Raw genomic sequence first — 25,822 nt, 5'->3', positions numbered from 1 at the left:
GCGCCCTCGAAAAGGATGACCTTGCCCTCCTTCCATGCCTTGTGGAGCACGGGGATGGTATTGGTGACGTGCGGGCGCAGGCGAGCGAAGGCGGCGAGGACCTCTTCCGCTTGTTCATCGGGGTTGAAGGTGGGCAGGCCGAACTTGCCGAGAACCTCGTTCGCATCCGCGGTGCGGTGGGCGACCATCTCGCGGAAGTAAGGCTCATCCAGTAGGTCGGCGACGCGCAGGCCGCAGCGGTTGATCTTGTCCGCGTAGGCGGGGCCGATGCCGCGCTTGGTGGTGCCGATCTTGCGGTCGCCCAGCGCGGCCTCGCGGGCGGCGTCGAGCTCCTTGTGCAGCGGCAGCACGATGTGCGAGCGGTCCGAGATGAGCAGCTTGTCCGGCGTGATCGAGACGCCTTGGCCTTCCACGCGCTCGATTTCCGCGACGAGGCCGACCGGATCGAGCACCACGCCATTGCCGATGACGTTCAGCTTGCCGTCCCAGAGGATGCCGGAAGGAAGGAGGTGCAGGACGTATTTCTTCCCATGCGCGATGACCGTGTGGCCCGCGTTGTTCCCGCCTTGGCCGCGCACGACGACATCGGCGGATTCGGTGAGATAGTCGACGACCTTGCCTTTTCCTTCGTCTCCCCACTGGAGACCGGTGACGATGGTGTTCATGGATTTGTGTCGCGAATGGACGCGAAGAGACCTTGTTGGGAAATGATGAGAAACGCCTGCGAAACCCGGGTGCCACGGAGCGCCGGCAGACTGCCGGGGGATTCCGGGGCGTTGGATGGGTTCACAAGCGGGTGTGCCTTTTGCTAGAGCAGCAGCGGCGCGATTACTTCGTCTGATCAATCAGCGCCGCGAACTCCTCGAAGAAGTAGCTGGCGTCGTGCGGGCCGGGAGCGGCCTCGGGGTGGTACTGCACGGAGAAGACCGGCACGTCCTTGTGGCGGATACCCTCGACGGTGTCGTCGTTCAGGTTGATGTGCGTGACCTCGACATTCGAGGGCAGAGAATCCGGATCGACGGCGAAGCCGTGGTTCTGCGAGGTGATCGAGATCCGTCCGCTGCGCAGATCCTTGACCGGCTGGTTGCCGCCGCGGTGGCCGAACTTCAGCTTGTAGGTCTTGCCGCCGAAGACGTGGCCGAGGATCTGGTTGCCGAGGCAGATGCCGAAGACCGGCTTCTTGCCGATGAGCTTCTTCACTTCCTCGTGGATGTAGCCGAGTGCGGCTGGATCGCCGGGGCCATTCGAGAGGAAGATGCCGTCCGGGTTCTTCGCGAGCACGGACTCGGCGGAAGCGCGGGAGTTCACCACGTCCACCTCGAAGCCAGCCTGGCGCAGGCGGCGCAGGATGTTCCACTTGATGCCGAAATCGTAGGCCACGATGCGATGCTTGATCGGCGGCAGCTCGAGGTAGGTCTCAAGCTGGCCGGTGGAAGCATTTGGCAGGGCAAAACGGCGGGAATCATCCTGCCAGAGGTAACCGGTATCGGTGGAGACCTCCTGCACGTAGTCCATGCCTTCCATCGCGGGGGAGGCTTGGGCAGTCTTGATCGCGGCCTCGGTGTCGAGCTCGGTGGTCAGGCAGGCGCGCATGGCACCGCGGGAGCGCAGGTGCTTGGTCAGCGCGCGGGTGTCCACATGCTCGATGCCGACGACACTGTGCTGCGTGAAATAGTCGGGCAAGGACATCCGCGAGCGCCAGTTCGAGGCGACCGGGGACAGCTCGCCGATCACGAAGCCGCGGATGTGCGGGCCGGCGGACTCGGCGTCCTCCGGGTTGATCCCGTAGTTCCCGATTTGCGGGTAGGTCATCGCGACGATCTGGCCGCGGTAGGAGGGATCGGTGATGACCTCCTGATAACCGGTCATCGAGGTATTGAAGCAAATTTCACCGGTGGTGGTTCCGGTGGCACCGAAGGCACGGCCTTCGAAAAGGCGGCCGTCTTCAAGGGCGAGAATGGCTTTCATGGACACGGGACGACCGTGGACGGGTGAGCGGCCCCGTTCGCGGCGCGGCGGACGGTAGGGGAGGGGAAGCCTCTGCCACAAGTGGAATTCGGAAGTTTTCCCCTGCGGCGTGGTTCAGGGCACCAGTTGCAGGAAATTCAGGCCCGGGAACTTAGCGAAATCCGCGTCGAAGGAGACCAAGCGGCAACCTTGCTCCATGGCGATGGCGGCGATCCAAGCGTCGGTCCAGAGATTGTGGGTGAAGAAGGGCTGGTTAGCCCAGTTACCAACCCGGGTATCTGTCGAGGTTGAATCCTCGATGTATGCAATATCCGGCATGGTGAGGAAGGTCTGCGAGATCGACCAAGCCTTCGCCGGACTTGCAAGGTGCTTCCCCATGACCTTTGGGTTGGTCAAACCGCGAAGTAGCCCGAATAGCGTGGGGCGGGAGAGGGCCAGCCGATTTGCCCTCAGATGGCTCCAGTAGCTGCGGGCCTGATGGTGGTGAGCATGGTCGGGGTGCGAAAGAGCGATCCAAACATTCACGTCGGGCAGATCACTCGCCATGTCCCAAATCCTCTCCGCTGAAAATCTCCTCTAGCTCTGCATTGCTCAGCGCGGGAATGGTTTCGCCAGTTGCTTCAAAGAATACTGGGAGAAGGCTGCGCACCGGCGTCGTTTCCTCTACTTTGGGTTCGTAGAGGCACTTCTCCACGAACTTCGTTACCAGGTCCTTCAAGGACACGCCGTCTTGGGCGGCCTTGATCTTAAGGTCGCGGAAAACGGCATCGGGCAGGTCGAGGGTCGTCCTCATGCGCGCATCTTCGCATCAATATGCGAAAACGTCAAATCTCCGGGCCTGCCACCTGCCGCCGCAGCTTGTGGGCGCGGGAGAGGTTCTGCTCGAAGATTTCCTCGAGTCGCTTGGTAAACTCGTGGGTGGACTCGCCTTCCTCGATGCGGACCGGATCGCCGAGTTCAAAGCTGAGGCGGATGGGCAGTTCGGGCCGCTTCCAGAGTGGCCAGCCCTTTTCGAGGAAGCGGGTGTTGCTACGAATGAAGACGGGCCGGATCGGGGCTCCTGAGTGCTTGGCAATCAAGGCGCAACCGCCGCGCAGGGGATTGATCCAGCGGGCATCGTGCTTGGTGCGGGTGCCTTCCGGAAAGAGCAAGAGCTGGCCGCCGCCTTCAAGGGCCTCCGAGGCGGACTTGATCATGCGGCCGGAGGCACCGTTCGGGATATAGCCGGCCAGACGTGCCCCACCGCCGAGGAAGGGATTCTTCAGAATCGCCTCCTTCATGATGCAGATCGGCTGCGGCAGCTTGGAAATCACGAAGACCGCGTCCCAGAGAGAGGTGTGGTTCGGAGCGATAATCACCGGCTCGTGCTCGTCCTTGAGCGCGTCCAGCGAGCTGAGGTCGACGTGGACGATGCCAGTAACCCGCAGGTATTTCACGAAGACCCGAAAGGCCCGGTGAAGCAGGCCTCTACCGAGCTTTTTCGCCACCCGGCAGGGCAAAATCAAGATCAGCGGCAGGGAGACGAGGGTGAAAAGCAGGCCGAAAACCGCCCAGTAGGCGAAGGCTCCGATGGTAGCCAAGAGGTCCAAGGGCACACGCCATCCAGGCCTCGGGCCGGAGGAAGTGGCGGCCGGTGCGGGGGTGCGCAGGCTCTGGCTCTCTGCGGGTGGCATGGAAGGGACGCTCGCATTCTAACGGGTATCGGGGTGTCCGGTCGAATCAAATCGACATTGCAAAATCGCGCACGATCGGACCTTGCCAGAGCCCGGCGAGGCGGGATGGATGGCGGCCATGAACGATGATCGTGATCCTTTGGCCGCTCTGCCCCATGGGCCGGAATTCCGCTTTGTGGATGCCCTTGAGTCGCTCGAGCCGGGGAAGTCCGCCACGGGGCGCTACACGGTGCGTGGTGACGAGTCCTTCCTGGTGGGGCATTTTCCGGGGAATCCGCTGATGCCGGGAGTGATTCTAATTGAGTCGATTGCGCAGCTGGGCGGGGTGGTGGCGCAGAGCGATCCGGAGATCCCGCCGCTGGAAAATCTCCTGCTTACGGGGGTGCGTGGGGCGAAGATTCTGGGCGCGGCGAGGCCGGGCGAGGTCCTCAAAATCCGCGCGGAGGTAGAGGGACGCTTGGGCGCGATGATCCAAGTGGCCGGCGAGGTGGCGGTGGGAGAGAGGGTGCTGGCCACGGCGAAGGTGATGCTGAGTGGTGGCTAGATCAAAAATTGTCATCATTTCATCGAAAATTTGATGAATGTGGGCTTCTCTGGCGTTTCTGGCTAAGCTTGTCTGCTGCTATGAAACGAACTGCCCTGCTGCTCGCCGCGCTTTCCTTGTCGCCACTTCTGCTGGAGGCGGACACCAAGCTGGTGCCGCTGCCGGCGTCGATGCGGGTGATGGATGGCGCGCCCTTTCTGATCACGCCGGAGGCGGTCATCGTGGGCCTTGGCGAAGCGGGCAGCGAAGCCGAGGTCCTGGCCAAGCAATTGCGGGCGGCGACAGGCTTTGCGCTGCCGGTGAAAAATGAGGGGGTGGGAGCGATCACGCTGGCGCTGGATCCGAAGCAGGCGGAGGCGCTGGGCAAGGAAGGCTACACGCTTCAATCGAGCGCCGAGGGCGTGAAGATTGTGGCGGCTACACCCGCGGGACTCTTCTATGGCGGGCAGAGCTTGCGGCAGTTGTTGCCGCCCCAAGCGGCTTCCCCGACCGCAGTGGCAGGTGTGAAGTGGACGGTGCCGGCGGTCTCGATCGAGGACCGGGCGCGCTTTGCCTGGCGCGGATTCATGCTGGATGAAGCACGGCAGTTCTTCGGCATGGAGTACGTGAAGCACCTGCTCGACAACATGGCGGCCCACAAGATGAACGTCTTGCATTGGCACCTGAGCGACGACGAGGGCTGGCGGGTGGAGATCAAATCACTGCCCAAGCTGACGGAGATCGGTGCGTGGCGCGGCACCGAGTGCGCGCTGCCGGATGTGCGCAAGGAGAACCACAAGCGCTACGGCGGCTTCTACACCCAGGAGCAGATCCGCGAGATCGTTGCCTACGCCAAGGAACGCCATATCGACATCATGCCGGAGGTCGACTTGCCCGGGCACGCCCGCGCGGTCGTGACGGCCTATCCCGAAGCCGCGCCGACCAAGATGGGTGGCGGTGTGTCCGCCCAGGGATTCGGGGCCAACGTCATCTCACCGGCGCGTCCGGAAGCCCTGGCGATTGTGGACAAGATCTACGATGAATTGGCGGACTTGTTCCCCTTCGAATACATCCACGTGGGCGGAGATGAGGTGAACCACGAGGCGTGGAAGGAGTGTTCGCAGATCAAGGAGCTGATGGAGAAGGAAGGGCTGCGGAATTTGCACGAGGTGCAGGTTCACTTCACCAAGCGGCTGGAAGAGGTGGTGGCGAAGCACGGCAAGAAGCTCTTCGGCTGGAACGAAATCCAGAGTGAGAAACTCTACCGCGGAACTGGCATCATGGCGTGGACCGGCACGGGTCCGGGTTACGAGGCGGCGAAGAAGGGCTTCCCGGTGGTGATGGCACCCGGACCACATTGCTATTTCGACATGGGCTACGGTGGTGCAAGCGGCGAGCCGCCCTCGCACTGGTGGGCGGGCGATGTCTCGGTGGCGCGTTCCTATGCCTTCGATCCGCTTGCTGACGGTGGAAATCTTCCGGCGGATGCCAAGGAGCGGATCATCGGAGTCCAAGGAGCGCTTTGGACCGAGTTCGTGAAGCCGTGGAAGGGTGATCTCGTCGAGTTCAAGACCTATGGCGAACATGCCGACTACAAGATTTGGCCGCGCTTGGCGGCGATCGCGGAGATCGGTTGGACGCCCGGGGAAAAGAGGAACTACGAGGATTTTAGTAGTCGCCTGGATCTCGACTACTACCGCCGCTTGGAGGCCAATGGCACGAACTTCCGCGTCCCGGTGCCGGATACCGTGACCCTCAAGGCCGGGTGGATCCAGATCAAGGTGCCCTTCCCGGGCGCAGAGCTCCACTATACCCTGGATGGATCGGTGCCGACGGAGAAGTCGCCGCGTTATGAGAAGCCCTTCGCGCTCGACCAGCGTGATCCGGCGCGCCTGCGGGTGCGGACCTTCATCGATGGCCGTGGGAGTACCATGGTGACGGGGGCGAAGGCGGAACCGATCGGGCAATGGAAGGAAGGGGACCTCAAGAGCGAGCCCACGAGCTTCACCTATGACGCGAGCGGGAACCTCAGCTCAGGCGGGATCTGGCGCGTGGTCTTTGCCCGCACCGGCGGGAACAAGTCGCTGCGTCTCGACGCCGTGAAGGTGAGCTTCAACGGCAAGGTCGTTGCCGAGGCCAAGCCGGAGGACCTGGTAAACAAGAAGGACCGCTCGATCGCGCGGCTGCGGATTACCGAGCTGCCGGCCGGTGCCAAGGTGGCGGTGGTGGCCATGCTTGCCGCCCCGGAGGGAGATCAATTGAAGGGGGAAGTCAGCTTGCTGAAATCGGAGCGCATGGAGCCGGAGGTCACGGTTACTTCGGCGCTTGCGGCTTATGGCGAGGACAGCGCCGCGATGGCGGGCGATTGGGATGACAGCACGCAATTCTGGATCGCCAGCCAGCCGCAGAAGGGTGTGCTTGCGACCTGGGAATTCGCCACGCCGATCAGCCTGCGCAAGCTGAGCGTGCCGAGCGGTGATCGCGAGGGCATCAAGGATCAACTGGTCGGTGGTGACCTGGAGATCAGCACGGACGGGAAGAGCTTCCGCAAGGTGGCGAGCTTCGCCTACGGTGCCGCAAGCGCGGATCTGGATCAGGGAACCAAGGTGAAGGCACTGCGGGTGGTCGCGACGGAGAACCAGAAGACCTGGGTGATCCTGCGCGATCCGATCATGCGCTGAAGCGTGCCTTCAGTTCCGCGCGGCCCATGCGCCACTGGTCATCCGCAGCGTCGGTGACCCAGTGGCGCGGGCATTCCCAGCCGGCGAGTTTGGCGAGGACGAGCTGGCGGAGGTCTTCTAACAGGACGTCCGGCTCGAGCTCGACGAGGGCGGTGATTTCCTCGACGCGCTCGGGATCATGGGCGGGGACGCCGAAGACCTTGGCGCGGGTGATCATGCCGGTAGCCATGAGGACGGCTTCGATCTTGGCGGGGCCGATCTTGCGGCCGGCGACGTTGATGGACTCGGCACCGCTGCTGCCGAGCTGGAGGCGCTGGCCACCGGCGATGCTGCCGAAGTCCTGGGTGAGGAAGCGGCCATCGCCGAGGATCTCGCCTGGGCGGGTCTCGGTGTAGCCGCGGGCGACGGAGCTGCTGGCGACGAGGAAGCGGCCGGAGTCGTGGACGCTGACGCTGACACCATCGAGCGGGCTGCCGAGATCGCTGGCGCAATTACGGGGCGTGGCGGATGTGTCGAAGGAAATGCCACCGCATTCGCTGGCCCCGTAGAAATTGTGGAGCTTGAGCCCGCAGCTTTCGAAGACGGCAGTTTCGAGTTCGAGCGAGAGCGGGGCACCGGCGGAGACGGCCAGGGCGATGCGTGAACTGGCCTCGGCGAGGATGCCGGAGCGGTGCCAGGCACGCCAGATCGAAGGCACTGCGGGCAGCACGATTCGATCGTGCATCGCCAAGGCGTCTGCAACGACGCGGGGGAAGGGGACTTCCACCGCATGCACCGGCACGCCGTGGAGCAGCATCGGCAGGATAATACTAGAAAAGCCGTATGAATGGGTGACCGAGATGGCGGCCAAATTCGGGACCGCAGGGCTGAGTTCCATTGCCGCGGTGAGGCGGTCGCCATCCGCGCAGATTTGCTCCGCAGTGAAGAACACGGCGCGCGGCTTGCCTGCGATGCCCGGGGTGAGTTTCAGGTGCGCGATGCCCGCTGGCATCTCCGCGGGGAGTTCCGGCTCGGTGGCATCTTTCTCCAGTGGCAGCACCGGTTGGCCGTCGCGCCAGCCGCGGAGGGTGGCCACGGCTATGTCAGGCACGCCGCCGCGGGCTAGCACCGGGCCGTGGGCGATAGGCGTCGCTGCGAGGCGTTCCGCGAGGTCGGCGAAGGTCCAGGTATCTGCGCCATCGATGATCGCGATCCGGTCGCTGAATCGGCCAAGGGTTTGCAGCCAGCGGGAGTAGGGCATTCGGGATTTGTTGAAGAAGACGCGAGGCTGGGAGGGAAAGCCGGGGAGCATGGGCGGGCCGGGTGGCGCGGTCAATTCGGACGAAAGGGGCGGCGCAACGTCGCGAGGCGGGTTTCGCCTGAATAAAACTCCGGTTGGCTGCGTCGGAACATGATCGCTGGACCTCCAGGCAGTTGGGCGTTTGAGATAGGCACCGATAACTTTTCGATCCCGCGGCATTTCATCTGCGGACTCATAAACTCCTCCATTCCCTCCTCATGCGCCCGCTTCCCCTGATCCTGCTTTTGACGGCCACTCACGGCGCGGCGGTGTGGTGGGGATTCTCCGCGGGTGCCGGGCCTGCGGCGGTAGCGGAAAGGAGTGGTCCGGCGGTAGCTCGAAAGGAAGAGCCTGTGCTGGACATGGCAAAGCTGCTGGCACCCGAGCCGGAGAAGCCGCAGCCCGCGCCGGGACCGAGCTGGAAAGAGCAGGTGGAGGCGGCGCGGAAGGCGATTCCGGCGGACGCGGACGTGGTGGCTATCGTGAAGGCTGAATTGCCAGATCCCCGGACGGCGGAGGACATGGCGCGACAAGGGCAGGAATTCGCCCGGAAAACGGCCGCCTTCGGACTGTGGATGGAGAAGGACCCTGTGGCCGCTTTGCGGTGGATGACGGGCAACGCGAACTGGTCAGTGGATGAAGGCGTCCGCAAGTATCTCGAGGGCAAGGAGCTGACGGAGGTAAACCGGCTGGTGCGGGAGGTACCGGAGGCTGCCGGGACGGTGGTGAAAGCGGCGACGGCGCTCGCGCTCGAGAAGGGCCAAGCGGAAGTGATCCAGCTGGCCGCGGCGATTGGCGATTCGGGCAATGCCTTCAAGGTGCTGAACGGGGCGGTGGGATTTACGCCTGAGCTACCGGCGCAACTGCCAGCGATCCGCAAGCTGCTGGACGAGCGCGGGGCCCAGGAATTTCTCCTGAGGTTCGGCCGCATGGGAGATATCACCGGCTTGGCGGAGGCGGCGGCCGCGGCGGGATTCTCGGAGGAGGCGGTCCAGAGAATGGAGGGCGAATATGCGAAGGTGGTGGATTACCGCGAAAAGAAGAAAGCGGATGAAGCGCTTACGATGGCCGACCGGATTCGCGCCGGGAATGCAGGACCGCCTCCTATGACCTTCGATCGCGAGGATCCGCGGTTGATGAAGGAAGCACCCGAGTTCGAGAGCTGGTGCAAGGACTTTGCGGATGAACGGCTGGATGGCACGGAGGTGATGGCCAAGTTCCGCGAGGCGCTCGGCAACCCGGACGGGATTGATCGGCCGATGCACGAATATCTCTTCAAGAAGATCTATCCGATGAATCCGGCGGCGGCCATCGATTGGCTGAAACAGGAAGAAGCAGATTGGCAGGGCATGGTTAAGGATGCGGCGCCCGGCGTGTCGCAGAGCGACATGGACATGCAGAAGATCAAACCGGAAGCCTACTGGAATGCGACCGAGAGCCTAAGCCCGGAAGAGCAAGAGGCCACTGGCATGAGCCGGCGCTTGATGGAGATCTACAAGGTGTGGCATAAGGAGGATCCGGAGGATTGCCTGCGCTCGGTAGAGCGCTTGCCCGCCGGGCCGCTGAAGGATCGCTTGCTGGCATCCCTGAAAGGAGGTGGCCGGTGAAGGCGCGGACCATGGCATGGATCGCCTTGCTGGACGCCACGCATGCCGCGGCCTTCCTGTTAGCCCGTGGTGCCCGGGGAAGCTCGGTGGCGCAGGCCTCGGCAGCGGAAGGTCAGGCTGCCGCGCTGGCGGCATCATCCAAGGGCAAGTCGTCCGGACGCGAACGGGATGGCACGCCGCACGCGCGGCTGCTGCAGAAGCTGATGGAAGCGGATCTGTCACGCGCGGACTTCGAAAGGGCGCGGGCGCGCTTGCTCAATGATTGGGCGAAGCATGACCTGCGGGCGGTGCTGGATCTGGTCTACGGACCCGACAGCTTGCCCGGAATCCAGAACGGGGCCTCCACGCGGGTGTTGATGGATGAGATCCTGCGCAACCCGGACGAAGTGCTGGAGTGGATCCACAGTGGGCGCTTCGGATCGAAGCGCGAGCAGGTGGAAGAGCTATGGACCCATGCGCTGCGCGAGGCGGGCCAATACGACAAGATCTTCATCGCCCTACGCGGGATGAATGAGGAGAGCCGCAAGAACCTGATGCGCGACATGGCGACGAACGACAAGAGCGAGGTGGTGCTAACCTCGATCCGCGAGGCGCTGGGAACTTGGTATCAGCAGGGCAGCGAGCGCATGAATGTGATCTTCGGCTACACCCACAACCTCGTGCGCTTGTATGGGAATGATCCTAACAAGCTATTCGAGGGCGAGACCGATCCGCTGATCATGGGACAGCTGGCGAAGGACTGGACGCGCTTTCGCTTCGGCTATCCGCCGACGGCGGAGCGGCTGGGGGAGATCCGCGAGTTACCCGAAGCGACGCGCGCGACGGCGATCGGTGAACTGATGGGTGTCTTCGATGACCAGGGGATCGCCGGGGTGAAGCGGCCGCTGGAGGAGTTAGCCCGTCAGGAAATGTGGAGCGAGCTGACGGCGGAGGGGACGCGCAGGGCAGTGCTACTGTCGGCGGGGAAGGAAAAGGCCAAGGGTGGTACCGAAACCTTCGAGACGGTGATGAGGATCAGCGATCCTGCGACTCGCGCACTGCTGATGCAAGCTGTCGGCGGAGGATCGGTACCGGAGAATGCCGGCGAGGACGTCTTTGATCAAGCGGCGGAGGTGTTGGACCCGGGGCCGGAGCTGGATGGCTATCTGGCAGGGATGGCGCGGTCCTTGGCGATGCGGAAGAATCTGGAACTGGCGCGGGCCGGGATCGCACGGATCGGGAACGCGGACTTGCAGGCGCAGATGCTGAAGGAGCTGGAAGCGAAGAAGGACGGGAACCACGAATGAGTGCGGATGAGGAGAGCTGGATCGAAGTGGCCTGTGCCCTGTGGAGGGCGGGCACTCCTGCTCGCCGCCAAAGCCAGGGATTTAAACCGCGAATGGACGCCAATGGACGCGAATAAAGACGTGACGACGTTGGGCCCGCTTGCCGCATGTTGTTGAGATGAAGCGAGGCCCCACCTGGATCTTAGCCTTGATCGCGAGCCACGGGGTGGCGCTCGCGTGGGGCTTGGCGTCCCGGTCAAAGGAGGAGGGGAACATCGAACCTAGGCCGGCGGCCAGCCACGCCACCGAGGAGCGGGTGGATGTCGGGCGCTTCCTGCAAGGGATGGAGCGCGGCAGCAGCATCGAGGCGAATCCGGTGGCGGATGGTGAGGAATTGATCGCGGCAATCCGGGCTGCGCGCGGGGCGAGGGATCTTGCCCAGTTGAATAGCCGGATGGATGCCGGCTTCCCCGAGTTCAAGGATTGGTGCAAGGACTTCGCGGATTCGCGGATGACCCCGGATGAAGTTCTAAAGCGGGTCCTAACAGCATTTGGCGAGACGGAAGATGCCGATGGCGCGCTGCGTGAGTACCTATTCCGCCGCTTGTTCCCCATGCAGCCTGTGGCGGCGGTGGATTGGCTGCGCTTGCATCGCCAGGACAATTGGCAAGGTCTCACCAAGCTGGCTGCGGAGGAATCCCTGCATGAGATCTCGATTGAGAGGATGTTCCAGTGTGCGGAAGGAATGAGCTTCCCCGAGATGGAGGCGAGCGGGGTGGAAGGTTGCCTTTCGAATAACATCAGCAGCTGGCGGCAGCGTGATCCGGACAACTGCATGTCCGCGGTGCAAGGCCTCCCGGCAGGCCCCCTGAAGGAGCGGATGCTGAAACGGATCGCCGAAATGAGGCCAATGCCATGAGCAGGGGGAAAGGCATCACTGTGGTCCTGGCGCTGGTGCTCACGCACGCGGCTGTCTACTTGGCGGCAAAGCATTCCAGCCCGGTTTCGGCGGTCCCGATTGAGGCGGGGGCGACGGCCGCCGTGAGTAAGGGCAAGTCAGGGGATCGCGATAGAATGGCGAGCCCGCATGGACGTCTCTGGCAAAAGTTGTTGGAGAAGCGCGTTGGCCGTGCGGACTTCGAGAAGGCGCGGGAGGATCTGTTGAAGGAATGGATGATCCGTGATCTGGGCGCGGTGCTGGACCTGATCTACGGTCCGGATGCTTCGCCGAATTTCGGTAATACGCCTCTCGGTGAAACTTTGGACCAGCAGATCGCGAAGCAGCAGGAAGAAGTCATCCGCTGGATTCGCGAAGGTCGCTTTGGTTCCCGCCGACAGGAGATGTTCTCCCGCTGGTATAGCGCGCTGGTGCGGATGGAACGGCAGGATCTGATCCTCGCGGCCCTGCCACAGGCGACCAGCTATGAGAAGAGCTGGGCATTTTCCTGCATCGTCGCGACGGACAAGATCGCAGTGCTGGATCAGGTGCGCTCGGCATTGTTAGGCTGGTATCGAGACGATCCGCGGCAAGCGGGTCTGTTGAAGGTTTACGGTCGAAAGAAGGTGGATCTGGCGAAAGGGGAGACGGCGGCCTTGTTTGTGGGAGAAACCGATCCCGGGCTACGCAAGGCTCTGGGGGAAGGCTGGGTAGAGGCGCGGTTCGCTTTCAAGCCGACGGCGGAGCGGATCGGTGAATTGCGGGAGTTGCCGGAGGACGCGCGCTCGCTGGCGGTGGAGTCTGTGATGAATTATTTCGCTGACCGGCACTTGGCAGGGGTGGGGCCGGCACTGGAGGAAATGAATCGCCTTCAGATGTGGGGCGAATTGGCCAGCGATGGTGCGCGGCAGGCGGTGCTGGTATGCGCCGAGGTGCGCGGTGAGCAGCGCCAGTTGCTGGAATCGTTGAAAGGAATCTCCGATGATGGAGCGCGCACGAAGCTATTCGCCTCGGCGGGCAAAGGGATGGGGATGGGCGGTTGGGGTGAGGCCTCGTTTGAGGCAGTTTATGAGGCGCTGCCCGCAGGCTCAGATCGCGACAACTGCCTGGCGGGAATTGTGAATGCGATGTGGGAACGCGGAGACAAGGGGCCTGCGAAGCTCGGCTTTCAGGGTATCGCGGACCAAGGATTAAAGGCAGAGTTATTGAGGCGGATGCCGGAACTGGAGAAATAGAAGAACCATGAGTCGCAGGATGAAATGGATGCCGGCGTTCGTCGCGAGCCACTTGCTGGCGCTGGGCCTCGGGATGGCCACGCGCCCCAAGCCGAATGTGACTGCCGCAGTCATTCAGCCCGCGAAGCGCGAGCCGGAGGATAAGCTCAAGCTGGCAGACTTCATTGTCCGCACCAAGCCGGAGAGCGATGGCGACAGGCCGAGGCAGGGACCGAGCCATGAAGAGATCTTTGCGCAGAAGGTGGCCGCGGTGCCAACGGATGCAGATGTGGCGGCGATCGTGAAGGCTGGTGCTCCGGATCCGGAAGGGGATGTCACGGATGAGGCGGAAGTGGCATTTGCCGCGTGGCTGGACCGCGACCCCGTGGCGGCGCTCGCATGGCGGCGGGAGTGGGCGCTCGGACGCCGGACCATGACTTCCGCCTTTGACAAGAGCTTGCAGTACTTCGCTCTGAATCATTCGCCGGCAGAGTTGGACCGCGCGATCATGGGTGCGGATGAGTCAGGCAGGACCTTGTTTTATGCCGCGGCGTTGGCTGCCCACTTCAAGGGGATCGACACGGTGATGGCGATGGCCGGGGGCATGAGCCGGGCGGAGGACCGCAACGAAATGATCTCCTTCGGGCTGCGCTCGACGGAGGGTTTGGCTGCTCATTTGCCGGCGATCCGAAGCCTGCTGAATGAAGCCGGCGTGGGTAGGTTCCTGCAACGCCTGTCGCGTCTGGAGAAGGCGGGCGAGTTGCTCCCGGCTCTGACGGCGGCGGGCTTTCCCGAGGAGTCGCTCACGCAGTTTGAGAGTTGGGCAGCTGCTGAAGCCGAGGAGCAGCGTGTGAAAGCTCTACCGCTGCTGGAGAAGATCCGGGCCAATGCGGGAGATGCCACTCAGATCGGCTACGCCTTGAATGAAGGCGTGCCTGAATTCGATGACTGGTGCCGCGATTTCGGTGATTCGCGAATGAGTGCGGATGAGGTGATGGAACGGCTCCAAACGGCGGTGGGTGGTGGCAAGTTGGACGCCACCTTGGACAGCTTCGCCTTTCAGCAACTCTTCGCCATGAACCCGGCGGCGGCAATCCAGTGGCGGCGGCAAGTGCCGGGTGATGCCGGGGCTTGGCAAGCGGCGGTGCAAGATGCCTTGTGGGAAGAGGGTCCTAGCCTTGAAGTATTGGAAGCGGCCGCTGGCACGATGTCGGATGATGAGATGGCGGCCAGCGGGGTGAAGGGCGGGCTGGTCAGCCGCTACGGAAGCTGGGCAGGACGCGATTTTGAAAGCGCTGCCGCAGCGGCGCGACGATTGCCGGATGGCCCCTTGAAGCAGGAGGTTGAGCATGAGCTCTTGAAAGAGCGGCAGAAGCAGGAGGAGATGAAAAGGAAGGGAGGCAAGCGATGAGTGGGAGCAAGCGCATGGCCCTGGTGACGCTGCTGCTGGGAACTCATCTCGGGCTCTTCCTGCTTGGGCATCGCGAGGATGGATCGGGCATCGCGGAGAATGCGGCGGATGGAATCTCCACGATAAGCGCCGGACACGCAGGGAAAGCCGAAACCAGGACGGCAGGTGAAAGGACGCAGCATGCGCGGCTCTGGCAAAAGTTGCTAGAGGCGGACCTGAGTCGTGAGGATTTCGAGAAGAGTCGCAGCAAGTTGCTCAAGGATTGGGCGCAAAAGGACCTGCCCGCCGTGCTTGAATTGATCTACAGCCCGCAAGCACCGGCGACGATGTGCCGCTTCTTCCCGACGAACGACTACGATGAGTTTATCGCCAAGCAGCCGCACGAGGTGCTGGCATGGATCCGTGATGGCGCATTCGGGTCGAATCGCGGTCTGATGTATGGCGTTTGGCAGCGGGCCATGCTGAAGAGCGGCCAGAGCGAGTTGATCCTGGCATCGCTGGATGCCGCTACACCTGCGGAGCGCCGCGAGGCGGTGGGTTCTCTTGCATACGAAGGGAGTCCCGCGGACCTGCGCGCGGTTCGGGCCGAGCTGGCGAACTGGAGCCCGGGCGATCCCAACTATGAGCGCACGGTGATCGAGTATGCCCGGCGAACCGCGACATGGGCGGGCGATGATGCGGCGGCCTTGTTCAAGGATGAGAAAGACGAGGGATTCCGTGCAGAGCTGGCGAAGGCATGGTTTCAAAATCGCGTGAATTTCCCGCCGCGGGTCGATCGTCTGGTGAGATTGTTGGAGTTGCCGGAGGATGTGCGTGAAGCTGCGGCAGCCGAGGTGATTCCGGATTTCAGAAGGAGCGGGGTGGAGGGTGTAAGTGAAACTTTGGCGGAACTGGAGCGCCACGGCATGTGGAGTGTGCTTGCGGGTGAGGGCTGCCAGCGCTTGGTCGCGGCCATTCTGGCGCAGCCTCCTTCTGCTTCCCGCGATGGCCTGCTGCCCGCGCTGGCGGCTGTCAGTGATGCCGGAGCCCGGGGGAAGTTGTTAGAGGCGGCAGGCAGGGGGATCGCAGGGGCGGAGGGAGCAGGAGATCCATTCAGCCGCTTGGAGTCATTGCCGCAGGGCGCGGAGCGCGATGCCTGCCTCGCGGGGATGGTGAGTGCACTTTGGAAGAAGAACCCGGACGCGGCGCGGCAAGGCTGGGAGAATATCGGGAATGAAGCATTGAGGCAGCGGCTCCTGCGGGAGATGCCCAAACTGGCCGAGTGAATGGATGCCTGGGCATGCGGTATTTCTGCTTTCCACCCGCCGTGATCTTAGAGCTTTTGATATCGTGACCCGCGGACGCTTCATCTTGATGCTCATCGCCAGTCACGGCGTGGCGCTGGGCTTGGGGCTTGCATTGCGCGGGAAGGAGGTTGTGGCGCCTACAGCCATTGCCGCGGTGACGGAGCCACCGAGGCGGCTGGAATTGGGCCAGTTCATCGTCCGCATCCCCCGTGATCCGGCGGAGGAAGAAGAGGAAGAATCGCCGGAGGCCAGTGAGAAGGCGCAGCGCGAGTATGAGGAAAAATTCGCGAGGATGGTGGAAGCGATCCCGGCGGATACGGATGTGGCCGCGCTCGTGAAGGCGGGCAGCAGCACGGACAAGGACAAGTATCCCGGAATGGAAGTGGAAGCGGCCTACGCGGTGTGGCTGATGCGCGATCCGCTGGCGGCCTTGCGTTGGCACATGAGCTGGGAGCAAGAGCGGGGTGGCTCATTGAGCACCTTCAATATCAGCGAGCGCTACTTCCTCGACCGCCGGAGCACGGCGGACTTGGACCGGCTGATGGTTGAGGATCCCGAGGTGGGACACAGTATCTTAATGCCCGCGCTCTTTGCCGCGCAGAAGAAAGGACTGGATCAGGTGGTGGCCTTGGCCGGCGGATTGAGCCAAGGGAACAACCGCTACGACGTGATCCGTTATGGGATTCGCTCGGCGGAGGGTTTGGCGCCGCACTTGCCCGCCTTGCGTGCCATGATGGACGAGCGGGGGATGTATGAATTCTTGTCGAATATCGCCAGCACGGAGCATGCGGGCGATCTAAGCGAGGCTGTACATGCTGCCGGATTCCCGGAAGCTGCGGTGAAGGCCTTTGACGAGAAGGTGGGGGAGAATGCGGAGAAATGGCGTGTGGAGTCGCTTCCGCTCGCGGAGCGCATCCGCGAGAGCAAGGATCGGGAGGATCTCGATCGGAGCATGGCGGAGGCGCTTCCAGACTTGAGCGATTGGTATAAGGATTTCAAGGGGGCGAGGCTGGATGCGGACGAGATATACGGGAAGCTGAAGGCCGGCGTGCCGGGCAGCGAGGCGGTCGAGCCGCAACTCAGGAGCTATCTTTTTGCGAAGCTTTTCCCGCTTGATGCGCCCGCGGCGCTGAACTGGTTGCAAGCAGGCCAGGCCGATTGGCAGCCGGTGGCGAAAGCGATGCTGGAGAAGGAGGTGAGGGCTGCGAGCTTCGAGGAGTATCTCGACCTCGCGGGATCCATGTCCGCCAAGGATGCGGAGGCTAGCGGCTTGAAAAACGCAATGCTAGTGCAGCTTGAAAGCTGGTGGGAGCGGGATCCCGAGAATTGCAAGGCGGCGGTGGAGCGCTTGCACGCCAGCCCCTTGAGGGACTCGCTGCTGGAAAAGATTTCGAAGGAGGAGGCCCGCCGATGAAGCGCTCCAGCAAACTGCTGCTCGCGGGAGTGCTGGTGCTGACCCATGCCGCGGTTTTCATGGCCGCGATGCAAGGGCCCGCTATTGGCAAAAGCGGAGCCGCGATGCCTCAAGGTGGTGGCGTGGCGCGTGAGGCGAAGTCCGTGCCGCGCGACAGCGGCGGGCTCAGTCATGCGCAGCTCTACGGGAAGCTATCGCGCGCGGCCGGTCTCAGCGAAGAGGAGCTCTTGCGGGCCAAGGGCAAGTTGCTTGGCGACTGGGCCCGGCGTGATCTGGGGGCGCTGCTGGACCAGATGTGGGGACCGCGTGCGAGACTTGGGCTCGGCACCCACGCGAGCGATGAGGTGGTCGCGGAGATGGTCAAACAAAAGGAGCAGGTCTGGGACTGGATCCGTAGCGGGCGCTTTGGCTCGAACCGGCAGGAGGCATTCAGTGCTTGGTTCTCGGCGATGCGGGATGGGGGACAAGCGGGGTTTGTCCTAGCTTCGCTGCCGCAAGCGAGCCCCTACGAGAAACGCTGGGCCTTGCACGCTCTTTGTGACCAGGCGGATGGGTCCTTGCTCAAGGAAGTCCGGGATGCACTGCTGGGTTGGTACAAGGACGATCCCCAGCGTTGGGGTTTGATTAACCAATCGTACGCGCGGCGGCAGGCGGAGCTGGCGGCGGGGAATGTCCAGGCGCTGTTCCAAGGCGAGACGGATCCCGGGGTGCGCGAGGGCCTAGGGGCGGCGTGGCTCCAGCAGCGGATCGGTTATCCTCCGCCGGTGGACCGGCTCAACGAGATCATGGAGCTGCCGGCAGATGCGCGGGGCCTTGCGGTTTCCAATCTGATCAACAACTACGATGACCATGGCCTGGCCAGCTTTATGCCGGCATTGGTCGAGATGAACCGACTTGGCCTTTGGAAGGAGATGTCGGGCGATGCAGGGCAGGAGTCGGTCCGCTACCTCGCTGGAAAGGCATCCGGAAATCCCGGGGAGTTTCTTGGAACGCTGGCGGCGATTAGTGATGGGGAGGCGCGCGCGATTCTGTTAGAATCGGCGGGCCGGGGAATGAGTGGAGGGCAGAAGGATGCTGAAGCTCTCGCAGGAATGCTGGAGGTGCTCCCCGCTGGGCTGGAGCGCGACGCCTGTCTGGCCGGCATGGTGCAGGCGCAAGTGTCGACAAAGAAGGATCTGGCAAAGAAGAATCTCGGGAGGATCGGTGATCCGGGGAAGCGGGAGGAGCTGCTGAAGAAATTTCCAGATCTGGGGAAGTAGGCGGACGTGAGAGGTTTGGGGGTGAGGCTCTACCTCGCCGCCAACGCCTCCACCAGATGCCGCATCTCCTCGTCCAAATCTATCGGATCATGCAGCGTCGCCGCGACCTCTTGCCTCACCAGCTCGCGAAAGCGCTTTCGTAGCCGGTGGATCGCCACCTTGAGCGCTCCAGTGCTGATGCCTAGCTCTCGTGCGCAGTCTTCCTGGCTCCCGGCGGTGCCGCCAGCATCGAGCCATGGCTTCAGCGCTGCAAACTGAGCCGCCTTGCCCGCGGCGATTTCCTCCTGCTCTACTGTGTGGAGGGCATGCTCGACGATCGAAAGCGCCCACTCGCGGTCAAAGAAGGCATCCGAAGCGGGAGGTGCCTGCCAGTCATCATCCTCCAGCGGCAGATGCTCGATCTCACCGCCGCGCTTGGCCCGCGCTTCATCGCGGCGGCAATTCATCAGGAAGTGCTTGAGAGCCCCTAGCAGGTAGCTGCGGAAGCGCCCGCGGTCACGGCCCGCGTCTTCCAGGAAGTCCCCGGCGAGGATCTTGTTGAAGAAGCCGTGGGCCAGTTCCTTCGCCTTGTCTTCATCCCGGCCCTCGCGGCGCAGGAAGGCCAGGACCGGGCCGTAGTAGAATTCGCAGAGCTGCGCCAGGGCATCGCGGGCTTCCGCGGTGTCGCCATGGGCATTGTGGACCAGAGTCCAGCGTGTGGTGTGAAAGGAGCGGGTCATTTGTTCCGCCTTCGTTGCGCCTCTTCGTATTTCTGGCGGTCCTCATCCACTTGCCGCAGGAGGAAGGGGGTGACCTCGGGCTGCTTGCTCAGCACCATGTGCATGTTCCAAAGGATGCTTGAGACCCAGTAAAACTGGGGCTCCACAATCTGCTCCGGCACCATGGCACCGCGATATGTCGCGGAATTGTAGGTCAGATCGGCGATCATTCTCCCGTCGCGTTGCGAGATGCGGCCGACCAGGATTTCACCGCTGCGGATCGGATAGCCAATCCGGATGCCTGAGGTAAGGAGTCCCGCGGGGAGCTGCGGCGGCTCAGTGTAGTAGGTGGGGTGCCAGATATGCAGATAGAGCTGCTCGGGCTCGGGCATCTTTTCGTCGTCCGTGACAGCGATGAGCAGGGGGGCGCTGCCGACGAGCAGAAGATCGAGCGGCAGGCCACGCAAGCACTTGCCGCTGGGATCCGCAATCTGGCACATCTCGGCGGCGATCGTCTCGTAGCTGATGTTGAGGTTCGCCAGGTCCAGCGAGTCGGCGGTCTTGGGCTGCGTGTTGTCCGTGATTACCGAGTAGTACAGCACCGGGCGCTCCGCCGCGTTGACGGAGTAAAACAGGTTGCGGCGATAGCCCTTGCCATCTGCCTCAGGGAGGAGCGGTACGGTCAATGGCTCGCGGCCGTAGATCCAGAAATGCAGATAGCCCGGCTTCTCCGCGATGATGGCGACTTGCCGGACCTGGCGTTTGTCCTCCCCCTCCGTGACGCTGGTCTTCTCGATGAGCTCCAGGCGCACGTCGGTGGCGGGAGCCCCCGGCACGGTAGACGGGGTAGCAGGGATGGGGGTGGCGGTGGAGTGCTCTCCAAACGCGGTATCAAGACCAGGCGGTAGCTTGGGCGATTTCGACTTCCAGGCCTGGGCCAGACCGAAGAAAGTCACTAAGGCAAGAAGTGGAAGCAGGCAAACCAACAGCGCCAGGCGGAACAAACAGCTAGCCCACGCGTTGGCAGGGGCTTCCAGGCTGTTTCTGGAATCTTCCGGGCTGTGGGGTTGAATGGAAATCGCGCGGAAGGTCCACGCGATTCCGAGCACGATGGCGATCCAATGGACGGCGTTCAGCGAGAAGGGACCGAGCGGTCGCATCGAAGCCGCTGAAGAAACCGCAATCGCCATCGCGGCCAGTGTGAAGCACAACCACAGGCAGAACGAACAGACCGCCACACCGAAGAAGATGGTGCCCAGTGGCGGCGATCCGCTGCTATCCGAGAGGAAGGAGTCGAGGCGCTTTCCGGCCCGGCGTTTGAGGAGGAGCCATACGAACCAGCAGAAGCCGGCCCCGACCATGGCCAAGCCGGAAAGTTGCGATGGCGGCCCGTTGAAGTGGATGCCGCCCACTTCAACCCGGGCATCGAGGACGGATCCTTCCGTCATCCAGCGCACCTCGCGCAGCCAGGGATCGCCAGCTCCGATTTGCGTGATCCGCACGGGAACCTTGCTCGGGGAATCGGGCTCTTCGATGAGATGTTGTTTCCAGGTCCCGGCCAAACCTAACAGAACCGCGAGACTGGAGGCGACGCTCGCACCGGCACCGGCGTTGGCCGTGCCCTCCGTGCGGGGATGCTCGCGAGGCGAGGTGAATTTCACCTTCTGCCGTCCCAGTTTGACTCCGCTGGTTTCGCCTGTGGCCCGTGGTGGAGGGACCTGCTCGCGGGTGCCCGCGTTCTCCACCTGTGTCTTCATCTCCTCCGCGCTTGCCTGGCGCCGCTCGCGCTCGCTCTCCAGTGCCTGCCGTACGATGGCATCGACGCGCGGACCTACCGCCGACACCCCGGAGGGCGGAACAAAAGCACCCGGGCGCGGCAATTCCCCGGTGAGGATCTCGTAGAAGACCACGCCCAGCGAATAGATGTCCGCGCGGTGATCGACCTCCCCGGGCCGCTCCCTCTGCTCCGGCGCCATATAGTCAGGCGTGCCGAGCGCGCTGCCAGCTTGGGTCAGCAGCGGATCGATGTGCGGCACGCTGCCACCCGCGGCCTCGCTCTCCGCGGCGATTTTGGCGATTCCGAAGTCAGCGAGCTTCACCCGCCCCTTCGCGTCTAGCAGCAGATTCTCCGGCTTGATGTCGCGGTGGAGGATTCCCTCCTCATGGGCGAACTGCAGCGCCTCGCAGATCTTTGGCACGATGCCCAAGGCCTGAGCTGGAGTGAAACGTGCCGCCCGCATCGCCTGACGCAGATTCACGCCATCCACGAACTCCATCAGCAGATAGAAGAAACCGGCGGTCAGACCGTAGTCATAGACCGCCACGATGTTCGGGTGATTCAGCCGCGCCAGCAACTGCGCCTCGCGCTCGAAGCGGCCGGCGAAGGCCGGATCCTCCGCCAGCGAGTGCGGCAGCAGCTTCAGCGCAGCCAAGCGGTTGAGCTTCGGCTGGCGCACCTTGAAGACCGATCCCATCCCGCCGCGGCCGATCAAACCCAGCACCTCCAACTGCGGGAAGGCCGCCGCCACCTGCTCCAGCTCCGGCGGGGTGTCCGCCACCACCGGTTCGCTCGGCAGCGCGGCCGCGGCCATCAGGCAGCGCGGGCAGAGACCCTGCGCGGCCCCCGGCGCAAGCGGGGTGCCACACTGCGGGCACTCGGGAGAAGGCATATGCGTATCCATACACTGCTTTCCTGAACCGTGGCACGCACCGGGTTACGGGAAATTTTGATCCTATCCGGGGCAGATGCCTGACCTTGCGGGTTTGACGCCGTCAGCCTCTTCCGGTAGCGCATCAGGGCAATATCCGCTGCCATGCCCTACCGCCGTCCGGTGCACTTCTCAACCTGTCTCCGAACCCGCCGTTTGGGCGGCTTGCTTTTGGGCGCAGCCTCTTTGCTCGGACTCGCGGCGGGGGGACTGAGTCAGGTCCACGCCGCCGCACCGTATCTGGTCATGGACATCCACCCAGGCTCGGGGAATACCGGCTCGAATCCGGTCGAGATCTTGGCCGCGGGTGACCTCGCCTACTTCGTGGCGGGCGATGCGGTGAATGGCTACCAAGTGCGGCAGACGGACGGGACTACAGCCGGCACGCGGCTCATCCGGCCCCGAGGTGAGAACGTGAGCGTGGATGCCGCGCCCAATGGCTTGGCCCGCTTAGGCAGCACGATCTTCTACTCCTCCGGCGGCCTCAGTTCGGAACTTTGGAAGACGGACGGCACGGCCGAGGGCACCATGCTGGTGAAGGACCTGAATTCCGTCACCGGTTCCTCGCCGGGCTATCTTACTCCCGGGGACGGAGTAGTCTACTTTATCGCTACCGAAAATAACCGTGGGACCGAACTCTATCGCAGCGATGGAAGCGCTGCTGGAACCTCGATCTTGAAGGATATTTGCCCCGGCTCGGGCAGCTCCTATCCCCAAGAGCTGACGATGGTGGGGAATACGCTCTATTTCGTAGCGGACGACGGGGTAAATGGCAGGGAGCTGTGGAAGAGTGACGGCACCCCGGCAGGGACGGTCATGGTCAAGGCCATCGCGCCGACCTCGAACCAGCAGGTACCGGTTTCGTTGACCGCTTTTGGTGGCAAGATCTACTTCATCGCGAATGATGGTGTCAGTGGCACCGAGTTGTGGGCCAGCGATGGGACGGCGGCGGGTACTTCCGTGGTGAAGGACATCAATCCCGGTGTCACTTCGTCGTTCAGTGCCAACGCCCCGGGTGCCCTGATGGTGGCGGGTGATGCGATCTACTTCAGTGCGTATGCTCCCGGCATGGGGTTGGAGTTGTGGAAGAGCGATGGCAGCGAAGGGGGCACGGTCATGGTCAAGGACCTGAACCCGGGAGCCGGGGGCAGTAATCCCAAGCTGCTGGGAGCGGCCGGCTCGCGGCTCTTCTTCGCCACCAATCCGAACGTGATGGGCGTGGGCTGGAGTTTGTGCGTCACCGATGGCACGGCAGGCGGCACCAAGACCTTGCCCGACATCAACCCCGGCGTCGGCATCACGATCAAGGACTACGAGGTATCCGGCAATCTCCTCTATTTTTCCACCGCGGACTCCAGCAGTGGTGTCGAGCTCTGGCGAAGCGACGGCAGCCCGGGCGGGACCTTCCGGGTGGCGGATATCTGTCCCGGCAGCGCCTCCAGCACCCCGACGGTGTTGACCGCCTTCAAAGATGGCATCCTCTTCGCCGCGGATGATGGTGTCCACGGCGTGGAGCTGTGGAAATCGAATGGCACGGCGGCGGGGACGATGCTGGTGTGTGATGTGGATCCTGCTGCGGCGAGCAGCCTGGCCGAGAATCTGAGTGAGTGGGTAGTGATGGGCCAGAGCATGTATTTCGCGGCCTCCGATGGGGCCCATGGCTCGGAGCTCTGGCGCAGCGACGGCACGGCGGCGGGAACGGTGATGGTGGCGGATGTCAACCCCGGTGCCGCGAATGCAGGCCCCACCGAACTCACGGTGGTAGGGGACACCTTGTTCTTCATGGCCTACAGCCCGGGGATCGGGAAGGAACTGTGGAAAACGGACGGCACCGCAGCAGGCACCGTGCTGGTAAAGGAGATAACCCCAGGGCCGGAAAGCTCGAGCGTTTCCTACTGCGTTGCCTATCAAGGGAAACTCTACTTCAAGCACGACGGCAACGGCGTCAACGGCCAGCTGGAGATTAGCAGCGAATTGTGGCGAAGCGATGGCACCGACGCGGGCACTGAGGTCATTAAGGATGCCTCCGGTGGCCTGCGTACCTTGTATAGCGGCCCAGGGGTAGCGGGGGACTATTTCTGGTTCGCAGGAATCTCTCCTACCTACGGCACTGAGCTGTGGCGCAGCGATGGAACGACGGATGGAACCCGCATGGTGCAAGACAGTGCGATTGGACAGGGGGATTCGATTCCGCGTGGCGTGACTTTGGTCGGCAAGGTGGTCTGCTACTTCGCGGAAACGCCCCTGCAGGGGGTAGAGCTGTGGGTGAGTAATGGCATTGCGTCCGCGGTGGTGAAGGATATTTACCCGGGCACTGGCTCTAGTAACGCTAGTGCGTCTGCGGCGCTGGGGAATATTATGCTCTTCTCGGCCGATGACGGCATGTATGGAAAAGAGCTGTGGTCCACGGACGGCACGGCTGCCAACACGCACTTGGTCAGGGACACCCTCAGCGGGAGTGCCTCTGGATCGCCACTGCAGTTCACCATCCATGGGGATCGGCTCTATTTCACTGCATCGACACCGACTTTTAGCCTGACTGAGCTGTGGAAGAGCGATGGCACGAGTTCCGGAACAACAAAGGTCCGCCAGGTGAGTTTGGGCGGCCCGCGGACTCCCTTACAGTTGGTGGACACGCCGGAGCGGCTGTATTTCCTCGCCAAGGAGACGGACGCCGGCCCGTTCCTACTCTGGAGTAGTGACGGCAGCTCTGCCGGAACCACGCGGCTGCCCGACCAACTGCCTGGGCAATCCATGGGCGCGCGGGTGGAGAGGATGTTTTCAATACCGGGCAAGATCCTAATGTTGGTGAGCAACGTCGAATACGGGCGTGAGCTATGGGCGCTGGATTTGAATCCGCGGATCGCCTTGGAGTTGTCGAATGGCCAGGGCCTGCCGTCCACCGGCGCCCGTCTGGAGTGGAATCCGGATCCCAGCGTTCCGGATACAAAGACCATCGTGATCCGCAATGAGGGCCAAGAGCAACTTCAGGGGCTTCAGGTGAGGCTGGATCCCCCGGATGCGGCGGGCTATCAGCTTTCTACCGCGGGAATGGCCGCCTCGCTGACAAGAGACGGGACGACGACGTTCACCATCACTCGCAAGGTGCCGGTGATGGCGAGCGCGCCGGTCGTATTGCGGGTCTCATCCGCCACTCAGCAGGTTGCACCGGTGGAACTGAAGCTTCTGCCATGGGTGAATATTCCCGTGGCATCTTGGGACGCGGGGACGCTGAGCTATAACCCGCAAACCGGAGCCTATGAGCTCGTGGTGACCCTGCTCAATCCCGGTGCCCACACCCTTGCCAACTTTGCGGTCCAAGTGGCGAATCTCCCGGCCGGGATGACCCTGCGTGGCGGTACGGCGTCTGGCGGCTTGTTGGCCGATGTGGGAGCCTTGGCGCCGGGGGCGACGGCACTGATGACGCTGCGCTTCGATTTGGCGGCAGGGAGTCCGGCGCCTGAGCTGGCAACCTTTGCCCCGGAGATTTCAATGCTACCCACATTGCCGGTCCAGTGGGCTCCGCCACCCTTTGCGATTGACCAATTCGAGCGCACCGCGGCGGGCGGCGTGGTCTTGGGTTTTCCTTCCTTGGCCGGCCATCATTACCGGGTGGAATACAGCGCGGACTCGGAGCACTGGACCCCGGTTCCGGAGCTGATCGAGGCGGGCGGCAATCGTGTGCAGTGGACCGATGAAGGACCACCACAAACGGTAGCACTGCCGGGAGAATCGAACCGGAGATTCTATCGGGTGGTGGAAATTGAGTGAGGGTCGATCCAACGACGAAATCTTGACCCGCGGGAAGTTCAGGCGATCTCTGGAGCCGTGCGGCGCGGATCTGTTGTTACTCTGTTGGTTCTAAGTCATGGGCTTGCCCTCTGGCTGGGGACTCGGCG

At 63.1% G+C, this 25,822-nt stretch carries 19 protein-coding genes; 11 read left to right on the top strand and 8 right to left on the bottom strand.

Annotated elements, in window-relative coordinates; translation table 11 throughout:
* The 5 genes from BV071_RS10175 to BV071_RS10155 all read right to left on the bottom strand — a co-directional run.
* The coding region (locus tag BV071_RS10175; RefSeq protein WP_035605951.1) for an adenylosuccinate synthetase at nucleotides 1-665 on the bottom strand (665 nt) is incomplete at its 3' end.
* Between the two features lie 163 nt (nucleotides 666-828).
* The gene (gene carA, locus BV071_RS10170; protein WP_035605947.1) at nucleotides 829-1,968 is read right to left on the bottom strand and encodes a glutamine-hydrolyzing carbamoyl-phosphate synthase small subunit; all 1,140 of its coding nucleotides are present in this window, start codon (nucleotides 1,966-1,968) and stop codon (nucleotides 829-831) included.
* A 114-nt stretch (nucleotides 1,969-2,082) separates the two neighbouring features.
* Entirely contained in the window at nucleotides 2,083-2,514 is a 432-nt protein-coding gene (locus BV071_RS10165; RefSeq protein ID WP_035605944.1) for a TA system VapC family ribonuclease toxin, read from the bottom strand.
* Nucleotides 2,504-2,761, bottom strand: coding sequence for a hypothetical protein (locus tag BV071_RS10160; protein ID WP_035605941.1), 258 nt, complete (start codon nucleotides 2,759-2,761; stop codon nucleotides 2,504-2,506). The genes BV071_RS10165 and BV071_RS10160 overlap by 11 nt, the downstream gene beginning before the upstream one ends.
* Nucleotides 2,762-2,792: 31 nt before the next feature.
* Nucleotides 2,793-3,641, bottom strand: a complete 849-nt coding sequence (locus BV071_RS10155; protein WP_052573127.1) for a lysophospholipid acyltransferase family protein — start codon at nucleotides 3,639-3,641, stop codon at nucleotides 2,793-2,795.
* A 118-nt stretch (nucleotides 3,642-3,759) separates the two neighbouring features.
* Between BV071_RS10155 and BV071_RS10150 the strand changes: the two genes are divergently transcribed.
* Nucleotides 3,760-4,185, top strand: coding sequence for a 3-hydroxyacyl-ACP dehydratase FabZ family protein (locus BV071_RS10150; RefSeq protein WP_052573128.1), 426 nt, complete (start codon nucleotides 3,760-3,762; stop codon nucleotides 4,183-4,185).
* An 80-nt stretch (nucleotides 4,186-4,265) separates the two neighbouring features.
* Nucleotides 4,266-6,845, top strand: a complete 2,580-nt coding sequence (locus BV071_RS10145; protein ID WP_035605937.1) for a family 20 glycosylhydrolase — start codon at nucleotides 4,266-4,268, stop codon at nucleotides 6,843-6,845.
* Here BV071_RS10145 and BV071_RS10140 read toward each other — a convergent pair.
* On the bottom strand, nucleotides 6,835-8,085 hold the full coding sequence (locus BV071_RS10140; RefSeq protein ID WP_265594296.1) for an AMP-binding protein: 1,251 nt from the start codon (nucleotides 8,083-8,085) through the stop codon (nucleotides 6,835-6,837). The genes BV071_RS10145 and BV071_RS10140 overlap by 11 nt on opposite strands.
* Before the next feature lie 257 nt (nucleotides 8,086-8,342).
* On the opposite strand from BV071_RS10140, the gene BV071_RS10135 reads away from it, so the two are divergent.
* From BV071_RS10135 to BV071_RS10100, 8 genes are all read left to right on the top strand, one after another.
* Nucleotides 8,343-9,731: a hypothetical protein gene (locus BV071_RS10135; RefSeq protein ID WP_035605930.1), complete on the top strand. Its 1,389-nt coding sequence runs from the start codon at nucleotides 8,343-8,345 to the stop codon at nucleotides 9,729-9,731.
* Between the two features lie 11 nt (nucleotides 9,732-9,742).
* The gene (locus BV071_RS10130) at nucleotides 9,743-11,017 is read left to right on the top strand and encodes a hypothetical protein (protein WP_265594295.1); all 1,275 of its coding nucleotides are present in this window, start codon (nucleotides 9,743-9,745) and stop codon (nucleotides 11,015-11,017) included.
* A gap of 157 nt (nucleotides 11,018-11,174) precedes the next feature.
* Nucleotides 11,175-11,915 carry a hypothetical protein gene (locus BV071_RS10125; RefSeq protein ID WP_035605924.1) on the top strand — a complete coding sequence of 247 codons (741 nt, stop codon included), beginning with the start codon at nucleotides 11,175-11,177 and terminating at the stop codon, nucleotides 11,913-11,915.
* Nucleotides 11,912-13,168, top strand: a complete 1,257-nt coding sequence (locus tag BV071_RS10120; protein ID WP_035605921.1) for a hypothetical protein — start codon at nucleotides 11,912-11,914, stop codon at nucleotides 13,166-13,168. The genes BV071_RS10125 and BV071_RS10120 overlap by 4 nt, the downstream gene beginning before the upstream one ends.
* A gap of 19 nt (nucleotides 13,169-13,187) precedes the next feature.
* A complete protein-coding gene (locus BV071_RS10115) occupies nucleotides 13,188-14,558 on the top strand; it encodes a hypothetical protein (protein WP_035605918.1) in 1,371 nt (456 codons plus the stop codon).
* Nucleotides 14,555-15,823 (top strand): hypothetical protein, encoded by a 1,269-nt coding sequence (locus tag BV071_RS10110; protein WP_035605916.1) that lies wholly within the window; start codon nucleotides 14,555-14,557, stop codon nucleotides 15,821-15,823. Before BV071_RS10115 ends, BV071_RS10110 begins: the two co-directional genes overlap by 4 nt.
* Before the next feature lie 64 nt (nucleotides 15,824-15,887).
* Nucleotides 15,888-17,258: a hypothetical protein gene (locus BV071_RS10105; protein WP_035605912.1), complete on the top strand. Its 1,371-nt coding sequence runs from the start codon at nucleotides 15,888-15,890 to the stop codon at nucleotides 17,256-17,258.
* Nucleotides 17,255-18,517 carry a hypothetical protein gene (locus tag BV071_RS10100; RefSeq protein WP_035605910.1) on the top strand — a complete coding sequence of 421 codons (1,263 nt, stop codon included), beginning with the start codon at nucleotides 17,255-17,257 and terminating at the stop codon, nucleotides 18,515-18,517. The genes BV071_RS10105 and BV071_RS10100 overlap by 4 nt, the downstream gene beginning before the upstream one ends.
* A 29-nt stretch (nucleotides 18,518-18,546) precedes the next feature.
* Here BV071_RS10100 and BV071_RS10095 read toward each other — a convergent pair whose 3' ends face one another.
* Together BV071_RS10095 and BV071_RS32775 are read right to left on the bottom strand one after the other, a co-directional pair.
* The gene (locus BV071_RS10095; protein ID WP_035605907.1) at nucleotides 18,547-19,236 is read right to left on the bottom strand and encodes a sigma-70 family RNA polymerase sigma factor; all 690 of its coding nucleotides are present in this window, start codon (nucleotides 19,234-19,236) and stop codon (nucleotides 18,547-18,549) included.
* Nucleotides 19,233-21,884, bottom strand: coding sequence for a serine/threonine-protein kinase (locus BV071_RS32775; RefSeq protein ID WP_265594294.1), 2,652 nt, complete (start codon nucleotides 21,882-21,884; stop codon nucleotides 19,233-19,235). The genes BV071_RS10095 and BV071_RS32775 overlap by 4 nt, the downstream gene beginning before the upstream one ends.
* 144 nt (nucleotides 21,885-22,028) lie before the next feature.
* On the opposite strand from BV071_RS32775, the gene BV071_RS32770 reads away from it, so the two are divergent.
* The gene (locus tag BV071_RS32770; protein ID WP_052573125.1) at nucleotides 22,029-25,694 is read left to right on the top strand and encodes an ELWxxDGT repeat protein; all 3,666 of its coding nucleotides are present in this window, start codon (nucleotides 22,029-22,031) and stop codon (nucleotides 25,692-25,694) included.
* The last annotated feature ends 128 nt before the right edge of the window (nucleotides 25,695-25,822 follow it).

Source organism: Haloferula sp. BvORR071 (assembly GCF_000739615.1).
Lineage (GTDB): Bacteria > Verrucomicrobiota > Verrucomicrobiia > Verrucomicrobiales > Akkermansiaceae > Haloferula.
Note: the sequence above shows the minus strand (reverse complement) of the source record. Positions and strands in the feature narration are given on the sequence as shown.

Bases quoted from the DNA above. Each gene is read 5' to 3' on its own strand.
- carA (WP_035605947.1), bottom strand. From the start codon at position 1,968: ATGAAAGCCATTCTCGCCCTTGAAGACGGCCGCCTTTTCGAAGGCCGT.
- BV071_RS10165 (WP_035605944.1), bottom strand. From the start codon at position 2,514: ATGGCGAGTGATCTGCCCGACGTGAATGTTTGGATCGCTCTTTCGCAC.
- BV071_RS10160 (WP_035605941.1), bottom strand. From the start codon at position 2,761: ATGAGGACGACCCTCGACCTGCCCGATGCCGTTTTCCGCGACCTTAAG.
- BV071_RS10155 (WP_052573127.1), bottom strand. From the start codon at position 3,641: ATGCCACCCGCAGAGAGCCAGAGCCTGCGCACCCCCGCACCGGCCGCC.
- BV071_RS10150 (WP_052573128.1), top strand. From the start codon at position 3,760: ATGAACGATGATCGTGATCCTTTGGCCGCTCTGCCCCATGGGCCGGAA.
- BV071_RS10145 (WP_035605937.1), top strand. From the start codon at position 4,266: ATGAAACGAACTGCCCTGCTGCTCGCCGCGCTTTCCTTGTCGCCACTT.
- BV071_RS10140 (WP_265594296.1), bottom strand. From the start codon at position 8,085: ATGCCCTACTCCCGCTGGCTGCAAACCCTTGGCCGATTCAGCGACCGG.
- BV071_RS10135 (WP_035605930.1), top strand. From the start codon at position 8,343: ATGCGCCCGCTTCCCCTGATCCTGCTTTTGACGGCCACTCACGGCGCG.
- BV071_RS10130 (WP_265594295.1), top strand. From the start codon at position 9,743: ATGGCATGGATCGCCTTGCTGGACGCCACGCATGCCGCGGCCTTCCTG.
- BV071_RS10125 (WP_035605924.1), top strand. From the start codon at position 11,175: ATGAAGCGAGGCCCCACCTGGATCTTAGCCTTGATCGCGAGCCACGGG.
- BV071_RS10120 (WP_035605921.1), top strand. From the start codon at position 11,912: ATGAGCAGGGGGAAAGGCATCACTGTGGTCCTGGCGCTGGTGCTCACG.
- BV071_RS10115 (WP_035605918.1), top strand. From the start codon at position 13,188: ATGAAATGGATGCCGGCGTTCGTCGCGAGCCACTTGCTGGCGCTGGGC.
- BV071_RS10110 (WP_035605916.1), top strand. From the start codon at position 14,555: ATGAGTGGGAGCAAGCGCATGGCCCTGGTGACGCTGCTGCTGGGAACT.
- BV071_RS10100 (WP_035605910.1), top strand. From the start codon at position 17,255: ATGAAGCGCTCCAGCAAACTGCTGCTCGCGGGAGTGCTGGTGCTGACC.
- BV071_RS10095 (WP_035605907.1), bottom strand. From the start codon at position 19,236: ATGACCCGCTCCTTTCACACCACACGCTGGACTCTGGTCCACAATGCC.
- BV071_RS32775 (WP_265594294.1), bottom strand. From the start codon at position 21,884: ATGCCTTCTCCCGAGTGCCCGCAGTGTGGCACCCCGCTTGCGCCGGGG.
- BV071_RS32770 (WP_052573125.1), top strand. From the start codon at position 22,029: ATGCCCTACCGCCGTCCGGTGCACTTCTCAACCTGTCTCCGAACCCGC.